The 8,855-nt window shown below is 57.9% G+C and carries 11 protein-coding genes; all 11 read right to left on the bottom strand.

The genetic code is table 11. The features are described 5' to 3' along the window. Window positions 1–33: 33 nt before the first annotated feature. The gene (locus ACRBB0_RS25675; protein ID WP_431377328.1) at window positions 34–456 is read right to left on the bottom strand and encodes a hypothetical protein; all 423 of its coding nucleotides are present in this window, start codon (window positions 454–456) and stop codon (window positions 34–36) included. After that, window positions 453–3,020 carry a phage tail length tape measure family protein gene (locus tag ACRBB0_RS25670; RefSeq protein WP_431377327.1) on the bottom strand — a complete coding sequence of 856 codons (2,568 nt, stop codon included), beginning with the start codon at window positions 3,018–3,020 and terminating at the stop codon, window positions 453–455. Before ACRBB0_RS25670 ends, ACRBB0_RS25675 begins: the two co-directional genes overlap by 4 nt. A gap of 2 nt (window positions 3,021–3,022) precedes the next feature. Beyond that, window positions 3,023–3,268 carry a DUF1799 domain-containing protein gene (locus tag ACRBB0_RS25665; protein WP_431377326.1) on the bottom strand — a complete coding sequence of 82 codons (246 nt, stop codon included), beginning with the start codon at window positions 3,266–3,268 and terminating at the stop codon, window positions 3,023–3,025. Window positions 3,269–3,372: 104 nt separating this feature from the next. Then, a complete protein-coding gene (locus ACRBB0_RS25660) occupies window positions 3,373–3,684 on the bottom strand; it encodes a hypothetical protein (RefSeq protein WP_431377325.1) in 312 nt (103 codons plus the stop codon). Between the two features lie 24 nt (window positions 3,685–3,708). After that, on the bottom strand, window positions 3,709–4,641 hold the full coding sequence (locus ACRBB0_RS25655; protein WP_431377324.1) for a phage tail tube protein: 933 nt from the start codon (window positions 4,639–4,641) through the stop codon (window positions 3,709–3,711). A 161-nt stretch (window positions 4,642–4,802) separates the two neighbouring features. Continuing rightward, on the bottom strand, window positions 4,803–5,234 hold the full coding sequence (locus ACRBB0_RS25650) for a phage tail terminator protein (protein WP_431377323.1): 432 nt from the start codon (window positions 5,232–5,234) through the stop codon (window positions 4,803–4,805). After that, window positions 5,234–5,662 carry a gp436 family protein gene (locus tag ACRBB0_RS25645; protein WP_431377322.1) on the bottom strand — a complete coding sequence of 143 codons (429 nt, stop codon included), beginning with the start codon at window positions 5,660–5,662 and terminating at the stop codon, window positions 5,234–5,236. Before ACRBB0_RS25645 ends, ACRBB0_RS25650 begins: the two co-directional genes overlap by 1 nt. A 213-nt stretch (window positions 5,663–5,875) precedes the next feature. Further along, on the bottom strand, window positions 5,876–6,427 hold the full coding sequence (locus ACRBB0_RS25640; RefSeq protein WP_431377321.1) for a hypothetical protein: 552 nt from the start codon (window positions 6,425–6,427) through the stop codon (window positions 5,876–5,878). 10 nt (window positions 6,428–6,437) lie between these two features. Beyond that, entirely contained in the window at window positions 6,438–7,412 is a 975-nt protein-coding gene (locus ACRBB0_RS25635; protein WP_431377320.1) for a capsid protein, read from the bottom strand. Between the two features lie 21 nt (window positions 7,413–7,433). Next, window positions 7,434–7,814, bottom strand: a complete 381-nt coding sequence (locus ACRBB0_RS25630; RefSeq protein WP_431377319.1) for a capsid cement protein — start codon at window positions 7,812–7,814, stop codon at window positions 7,434–7,436. Beyond that, window positions 7,811–8,845 (bottom strand): phage protease, encoded by a 1,035-nt coding sequence (locus ACRBB0_RS25625; protein ID WP_431377318.1) that lies wholly within the window; start codon window positions 8,843–8,845, stop codon window positions 7,811–7,813. The genes ACRBB0_RS25630 and ACRBB0_RS25625 overlap by 4 nt, the downstream gene beginning before the upstream one ends. Window positions 8,846–8,855 lie beyond the last annotated feature (10 nt).

The raw sequence follows: 8,855 nt of genomic DNA, 5'->3' as shown, positions 1-8,855 counted from the left end.
CAAAATCCCTGCGTGCTGTGATCGACACCCGTCTCATGGCATCACCACAACAGAAAAGGACACAGGAAATTCAAGCCCCTTTAAAGGCCCTGTTAAAGGCGTTTCCTCGCCCATGAGACACAGCCACCGAGAGGCCATCAAAAGCGGCGCACCGTCCGGGGATAGCAATTGCTCGCCCTGCTCCGTCGCCAAGGGCCAGCCGTCGCTGATTGGGTCAGGCATCCAGAACGTCTGAGTGCCCGCCGACAAGGTGACTTGATAAAAGTGATCAAAGACCTGTTTTTGCCCGCGATCCAAAATGACCCCAAGCGCCACGGTTTGAGCCGCCAGCGAAAAGCGTTTGCCATAGCGCGGCACACCCGCATCAGTGCCCCGCTTGCGCCGCTGATCCACTGGCGTTTGTTGGAACCCGCTGCGCGTTGGTTTGGGCAGGGTACTTGGCCATGCAGGGATCATCGGCGCGCCCTTGCAGGTGAAAGGTTAAAGCCGTTTCGCATTGCCCTCTGCGTGGCGCTGCCATTCTTTCCAACAACAGCCGCCATTCGTTCATCGATGATGACTTGCAACCTGCGTCCTCCCCCTTCATCGGTGATTTCCTTGGCTTGCACATCCACCCCGCGCGATTGATCAATAAACTGGATTTTGAAACCACCCGCCGGAGCCATCAGCGCCGCCCCATGCCCACCACCATTGGCAAAACCGGGTATGGGCGCGCCTGAATTGATGGCCTCAAGCAGCGCCCGATGGCGGGCCGTGGCCTGGGCATTCACCGTGAACTCGCCCGAGCTGATCAGCGCCAGATTGGCATCATCGCGCCCGCCCCCTTTGCCGTAGTTCATGCCGCCATCCGCAAACCCCAACAGCTTGAGGAACCCACCAACGAGGCCACCGCCGCCGCCGCCAAGCCCCGCACCCGACAAAAGCTTCATCAAAGGCCCCTCGCCCAACAGCAAAGCCTGCCAGGCCGCCGCCTCAAGCGATTGTGTCAACCGGTCCCATGCCGAGGCGGCGTCTTCGCCGCCACGCACCAGCGCCGGGATCAAATCAGACGACGTGGATTTGAGATAGTCGGACGCGGCCGAGGCCTGATCCTGCGCGGTTTTTTCCGATTCCAGCGTTGTGATTTTGGCTTCAATCGCCTTCCGCTCCGCATCGGTCGCATGCGCCAAGGTCTCACGATTGCGCAACATTTCCTTTTGAACCGGATCGCTCTCGCGCAAAATTGCGAGCTGGTCATCATAGCGACGGGTCAACTGTTCCACAGCCTCTTGCTGTTTCTTCAGCTCTTTGACCTGACTATTGAGGCTGCCGCCACGCCCTCGCCCGGCTTTGGCCGCGCTCGGTGGTTTCCAGTTTCGCAAGAACTCCTCGGCATCGCGATTTTGCCAGTCATATGCAGTGCCGCCCATGCTGCGTGGGTCACCGCCACGCCCGCCATATTGCTTGCCTGTCAGCGGATCTCTGGTGTTGGCTCCCGTCATCCCCTGCGGGCCAAAGCTGGCTATGCGCTGCGCCAGTTTCAAGCTGATCCCAAGGTTTTTGACCAAGGCTCCCGCTTCAGTCACAGCGCCACGGATACCCGCGCCAACATCTGTCCCACCAATGGCTTGGCTTTCCTCAAGTGCGCCGCGCAACTCTTCTTTAAGCGCCTCTGAAACGTCCTGCGACGCCAGCAGTTCTTCAAATGCGCGCCGCTCTGCCGCCGCGCGCGCCTCTGTCATCTCAACACTGTCAGCCCCATGCACAACGGCAATGCGCGTCAGCTCGTTTTGGTGCTGCATCGTCGCCAGCAAATCTTGCCCTAAGGCAAGCGATTGCTCGGACGCAACCCGGCTGGTTTGGTATGGATCATAGGTTTTTTGCTGGATAGTGCGTTGCTGTTCGGCCTGAAGCGCACGTTCCCCAAGAACTCGCGATTGATAGTATTGCGTCCAGGCCGATTCCGCCTGCCCTGCCAAACGCCCCTCATCCGGTTCGCGCGCACGGATCTCATAGAGACGCATCAAATAATCTTCGACGGAGCGCAGTCGGGTCAGTTCTTCGCTGGTGATGCCCCCCACCAAACGCGATCCGACCTCAAGCCCATCACGCAGTCGTTCTGCGGCAGCAATTTGCGCATCCGTCGACTTGTCAGCCGCATCTTTAATATCCCGAAAGCCGCCAATAATCTCTGAGAAGATGGCCCGACGTTCATCTCGGCCTTCCCCCATCAACCCATTGGTGGAGAACAACCCGGAATATCCCATCATCTCGCCAACCTGAGCGAGATCCCCCAAACCGTCATTGGGCAACGCAAGACCCGAGTCCTTGACCATCGTTTGCGCGATTTCCCGTTGAGCAAGCTTTAACGCGCGCATCTCTGACGCGGCCGCCTTTTGCAAATAGGCCCGAATGCGCGGCGTGACTTGTCCAAACCGGTCTTCCAAAGCTTCTGTTGATTCAGACGCCAAATCCGCTGCTTTTCGATAGTCATCCAGCTTGCTGCCAAGATCATCAATTTGCTCTGCCAAGGGCTTGGCCTTGCGGCTTGAGCTGTTCAGCCATTGCAGCATCGCAGCCCCTGCCGCGATAGAGCCGATTGTGATCAGGTTGATCGGGCTGACCATCGCCGTTGCACCCGACAACAAGAGCTTAAACGCGTCTTTGCCTTTGACCCCGGTTTGCTGGAACACCTGCCCGATTTGCGTGCCTTGTTGGATCGCAATTTGCATCGGCGCTTGTCCTGCCGCTGCCGTTACAAAGGTATCATTTAGCTGAGCGGTCAGATTGCCAACTGACCCCGCTGCCGCATTATGCGTGTTTTTGACCTTGCCCGCTTCAACCGACGCCCCCTGAAGGGCTGCGGCCGCTTGGCGCGCTTCATTCTCGATCTTATCCAATGACTGCGCCGCAGTGCTGCCGTCACGCGTCACGCCTTTCAGCTCATTCGACAACTTGTCGACCTCGGCGGCTGTGCCTTTGATTTCAACCTTGGCCTGTTTGCCATCGGCCGTCAGACGTGAATGAAACCTGAGGGTCATCTTTAATCCCCGTTCAAGGCCGCTTTGGCCCCCTGTTCAATGAGTTGGATTTGGCCCCAAAATTCCGGCGTCAGATCAAATCCCGCCAGCCGCAATCCGGTTTCAGCGGCGGTGTAATCCAGACCCAACCAAACCGGCGCAGCTCCAAATGCTGGCAACACACGCCACTGACTGCGAATACGCAAAAAACCTTCGGCAGCCTGTTCGTGTTCTGGCCAAAGCCCCTGTTCTAAGGGCGCACGGTCCAAAAGCCCGCGCGGGATGTCCCAAAAGTCAGCATCGTCATCAAGATCATGGGCGGTTGGGCCATTGTCCCAGAGCGTGCCCTCGATAATGGCCCGCCCAGCCCAGATCAGTTTCCCGTTTGCGCACCCGTCACTTGTTCGCGGTAACCGCGCAAAAACGCCCCGCGCAGATCCGCAAATTCCAACATTTGGCCCAACACCTCAGGCCCAAACGCGATGGGTTGTTTGTCGTCGCCCTCGATGTCGGGAATGTCATGCACGATGGCACGCAAAAACGTCTTTTCCCCCTCAACGCTGTCGAAGTCATGTTCTTTGACCTGCTCATCCGTCAGCGCCCGAAAGGTCACATCGAAGGTCTGGCCATCGGCTGATCGGCAAGGCGCGGAAAAAGTGCGGTTGGCATTCAAGATAAAACCCATGTCAGGTCTCCTTAAGGGTCAGATTTAGGTAAAGGTCAGTGTCCACTGGTCGTTGCCGAACGTGGGTTGTGGTTTGAAGCGCAGCGGGCTTTCCATGATGCCCTGCGCTTCGGTTGGCGCGTCGGGGCGTTGCACCTGCGCCGCCGGAACTGACAAGGTTGAGATCCGGCCCGCCGTGGCCTCATGCTGCAACACCAAAGGCACTTTGGCCTGCGCCTGGGCCAAATTGTACGGATTGAACACCGCCAGTGTGGTTGCCTCGATCTGGCATTCAATCATTTCGGCGCGATCCGAGATCACCACCTCTTCTTTGCCTATCAAGAAGCGCGGTTCGACCTCATTGGCTTGGCTCAGTTTGAAGCTGCGCATCACATGCGGCGTGCCGTCGATCGTAAAGACCGGCGTGTTTTGATGCGACGCCACCTTGGGATCAGGCCAAGCTGAGGTGTCCGACACCGGCGCGGCACTATCGCTGGGCGGCACATAAAGCCCGGTGAAGTTAAACTGCAAAACCGGAACACCCGAGGCATTCACCACAACATCACAGGTGCCGCGCATGCCCACCGATGTAAACAAAATGCCGTCAATGTTGATGTAAGCAGTGCCCGCATCCATATCCGACGAGACCGGATTGTAGGTGACTGAGGTGCCCGCATCGATGGTCTCTGCACAGCCGCATGCTAGGAGCATCGGCCCAAAGGCTGGTGCCTGACCCGCAGTGCCAGAGCCGACCAGGTCAACCTCAAAGCTTAGGGTCACATGCAGATCTGCAGGTACGCTGCCTTGATTGCCAAGCCAGGGCACCTCATGACCCAAATCAACATCCGTGCCTTCCATCGGGCTCAGCCGCACATTTTTGGCCCGCACCGCATTCACCGCGCCGGTTGGCAGCGCATCGGTGCCATAGGTGGCTTCGGTTTTGAACAGAATGACTTTCTTGCGCCAGAACTTGGTCATCTACGCCTCCGATCTTTGGGCTGTCTTTTTGGCTGAACGGCGCTTGGCCGGTTTAGAGGTTTGGGGGGCGGGAGGTGGCGCAGTAGGCGCTGACGTCTGGGTCAGATCGCCCGTCTCATCGCGCGTGTATTTGCCGCCACCGCTGGGAAGCTTGGGTAGGTTCATGTGGGGATCCTCAGTTGGTCGTTGATCCGAAAGTCAGTCAGGAAGGCCAATGTGCCGCGCTCTTGAGGAACCGGACGCTCTGAGGCCAGTTCAAAAACACCCACGGTGTCCGTTGGGGCCCAGCCGCAAAGCGCGCGTTGGATTTCCTTTAGGAACTCATCGATCCGATCCAGCGCGCGTTGCCCTGTGGCATCGGTCGATTGCAGCATTGTCACCACCGACACGCCCAGGCGGATGTCTTGAACAAAGAGCCCGCTCGACGCCCTCGCCTGAAGGCCGGTTGTGCCAGAGGGCAGCACAAAACAGGCGACGCCCCCTACTGGTCCCCGGCCGCTTTCGCGCAAGCGCGCAAACTCAGCGGCCAGATCGACCCGGTTTTCCAGCTCAGGAACACGGGATTCAAGACGGGTTTGAACGGCCTTTAACATCAGATGAAGCCCTTCATATTCTCAGCCGTCATCGGGCGTTCGCGATCTGTGACCTGCGCCCCACCCGCCCCGCTGCTTTTGGGGGCAACTCCAGCGGCATCAAGTTTGACCAGACCTTTCGAGATGTCCTTGAGCGTAGCAATCGCACGCTCATAATCCCGCGTGATCTTGGCCGAAGGCTCATAGACATGCAGATTGTAAATCGCCATCCGACGCGCCAGGACACCCAGCGGATCAGGAATGCCATCGATCGGCAGCACATATTTGGCTTTGAGGTAACCGTTGATTTCACCGGCAGCGTCATCAATCGCCTGTGCCACAACAACCGCGTCGATCCCGCCCGTGGCAACCTCGGCACGGTCGGTCAAATCAACCAACAGCGACGTGCCATAGTGATCTTCCAGCTCGCTTTGTGTCGTGTAGGTCAATTCAATCTCCATTGCGAATTTGGGGGGCGAGCTGTGCTCCTACCTTCCAAGGTCTCCTGCACCGTTGTCGGCGGTGGTCTATGGGTGCTGACGGGCTTGCGACCCGGACCAGACCCCCTCTCTCGCTGGGTATCTCCGTTGTCAAAAAGCCCGGCGGCAGATCACCGCCGGGAAGGTTACCACCGCCCAGACTGTCCGGGCGATGCGACGGTGTTAAGATGCGGTGACAACACCAAGAGCTTTGAGTTCATCAAAGGTCGCCGGGTCGAGCTCGATTGGTTCGCCGACGCTGTAAAGCGTGCCATTGTACCGAACGCGCTCCAGGGTTTTGCATGTAACACGCTCGAACAGTTCGATCGACATGGGTTCAGGGAACACTGGTTGAAGCGGGTTCACCTCAGCTTTGAGCTCCGCAACACCGACCATCAGCGCCAGAACGTCATCTTGCTTGGTTGCAACATCCAGGATGCCGAGATCCGCAGCCTTGTCCTCAAGCGCTCGGCGCTCTTTTGACACCTTGAGAACGTCACCTTTGAGCGTCGGCGGCGTTTCTGGTTCAGGTGTTTCTGGCTCCACGTCTTGCTCTGCGGGGGTCTCGCCATCGGGCTCGGCCGCCTCCGCCGCATCCTTGACGGCAGTCTTTTCAAGCTCTGCCACCTGCACCCGCTCCATCAGTTTTTCATCACCGATATTGCTGGAAAACTTCAGCCCCAAACCCTCAGCCTTCGCTTCCAGCTCGAGGCGCTCTTTTGACTTCTTAGCCATGACAGTCCCCTTACTCGAAGGCGTTTTGGATGAAGTAGCCAACATCCGGCGCTACGATCAGCTCTTTGAGCTTTTCGCCGGTCCGAATACGGAAGCCGCCTTCCATGCCGATGTCTGGGTCTTCGATACGACCGCCAAACTTGGAGCCATATTCCGCCGTGTAGCCAAAGCTGATCATGCCGGGTTGAGTGCTGGCCATCCGGTTCAAATGCAGCATCCCAATGTGATTGCCCCAGGCGTATTGCAAATCCAAAGCCTGCCCTGGCTTGGCCGCATTGAACTGCGCCTCGCCAATCAAGATACGCTTCAGCCCTTCGCCCGAAAAGAGATCAACAACCTGTTGCGGACGCACAATCCCGTCATAGGTGCCTGCTCCGCGAATGGCGTTGATGATTTTGGGATGTGACGACAGCTTGGACCAACCATATCGGCTCATCACCCAAGTGTTGGGGCGATGGATCAACGTGCGGTTCATCCCCTCTTTTAAAACGTCAACAGGATGTGAGTTGTCATAGTCGGAAAGGCGATCCGTTCCCGCCAAAACGACCCGACGCGCGGCATCATAGGTGTTCGGGTTGTGCACCATCTTTGCCACCCGAACTTCGCGAATATTGGCGATGGTCTCCTGAAGCATCGTTACTGAGTGCCGTTCAGGATCATGTGTCGAACGTCTGGCAGCCCGGTTCTTGGCCGCTTTGTCGATGTCCGAATACGGGATCGGGGTATCAAGCGCATAATCTTCAGTGGAGCTGGTGCGCTCGTTGGCATCAAATTCCATCTGTTGAACACGGCCGCGGCGACCAACGCGGGCGTCCGGGATCTGGAAACCATCCTTGATCGGGTATTCCGTCCATTTGAATTCTTCACCACCAACCGGCACCCGAGGCAAAACCTGATCGGCAATCCGCGACGCATCCGGGTTGGTGTAGGCAATCGCAACCGCGCTCAGAGCTGGGTCCGATTGAAAAGGGCGTTTGTAAGACATGGAAAGTCCTCTGGTTTAAAGTCAGCCTTGGTGGATGACACCGGGAGCAAAGAAAAAGTCGATGATGTCACCAGCAACGCCCGGCTCGTCGGCATAGCCAACAATCCGAACTGTCGTTGCGGCTTGCGCGGTCGCGACAACAGCCGTCCCGCTGGCATCCGATGTCAGTGGATCACCGGCTTGAACAGCGCCACCAAGCTGGACGGACACAAGCCCCCCGCGATGCACATCCAGCATTTGGCCCGTATCAGCACCAAGCCGATCCGAGACGCCAATGCAGGCATCGGTTTCTGAGGCGGCCGTCCCGACCATCTGGTCAGTCGCCGGGGTGGCGAATTTTACAATCCGGTGACCGGCCACATCTGCTGCGGCCTCATATGATTTGATAAACGTCGGGATCATTTGCCGTCCTCCAGAACCATCGACACCGCATCAATCACATCAAGCGTGATGCCTTTGGCAGCGCGTTCTGCCATCAATTCCTGCGCCTTCAGGGCGATCACATCAGCAGTGAGCGCTTCGGCTTCAGGCTCGCTCTCAGGCGGCGTGTCGGTTGTGTGGGTGCGGCCAAGTTTGGGCAGCATTTCGATCAAGCTCTTTGCCCTGGCCGGATCTTCCACATGCAAAGCGACCATTTCCGCGCGTTTGTTGGCGGGAATGCCGACACCCGCCGCCATTTGCGCGTCAATGAAAGTCTCAGCTTCCATTGTCTTAATCTTGCCTGACAGCTCTTCGACTGATCCGGCTTGGCCCGCCTGCTCTTGCAATGACGCTGCGAGAACAGTCAGTTCCGCCACACCAGTGTCAGGCTCTGCCCCCAGCGCTTCGGCCAGGGCCGTTAGCTCTGCGGGCTTGTCAGCCCCCTTGAGCTTCTTGATCGCCGCAAGGATTGCGTCCTTGCCTACGTCTTCGCCCAAGCCCAAAGCCTTTGCGATGTCCGAAAAATCCATTTCGGGAACCTCCGATGTTAGGGTTGCCAACTGCCCCATCAGGGCAGGAAAATTAGTCAGTGAGCCGTGCCAAATGCGGTCAACTTTGGTTTTGTCACTCGCATCAAACAACAACACAGGGGAAAAACCACGATACGCGCGGTCGCCCATCATCTCCGCGCCCAAGGCACTCCATTCGACCTGCCCCCAAATCCCATCTTCGCGGGCCTGCATTTTAACAATGTCGCCATAAGCCGGGGCGTCGCCACCCTTTGGCCCTTGGCGCAGTGTCGAATGATTGACGTCAATGAACAGCTTGGGACCGTTGCCCGCAAAGCTAGAGGCAATCAGCTCCTCCGCACTGTCATAGTGCCAGGGACCACGGCCATCGATCGTTGTGAACGGCTTGCCCGCAGGTGGCAGCAAGTGCAGCCATTCCGGCGCACCCTCCCCCTTGGGAAGCTCTAGCGCATCAAGCGCCGCGATATGTGAGGGTTTGAACATAGGGGCAATA

Source organism: Pelagimonas sp. (genome assembly GCF_050633425.1).
Lineage (GTDB): Bacteria > Pseudomonadota > Alphaproteobacteria > Rhodobacterales > Rhodobacteraceae > Pelagimonas.
The sequence above is the reverse complement of the archived record's forward strand: the minus strand, read 5'-3'. Positions and strand labels throughout refer to the sequence as shown.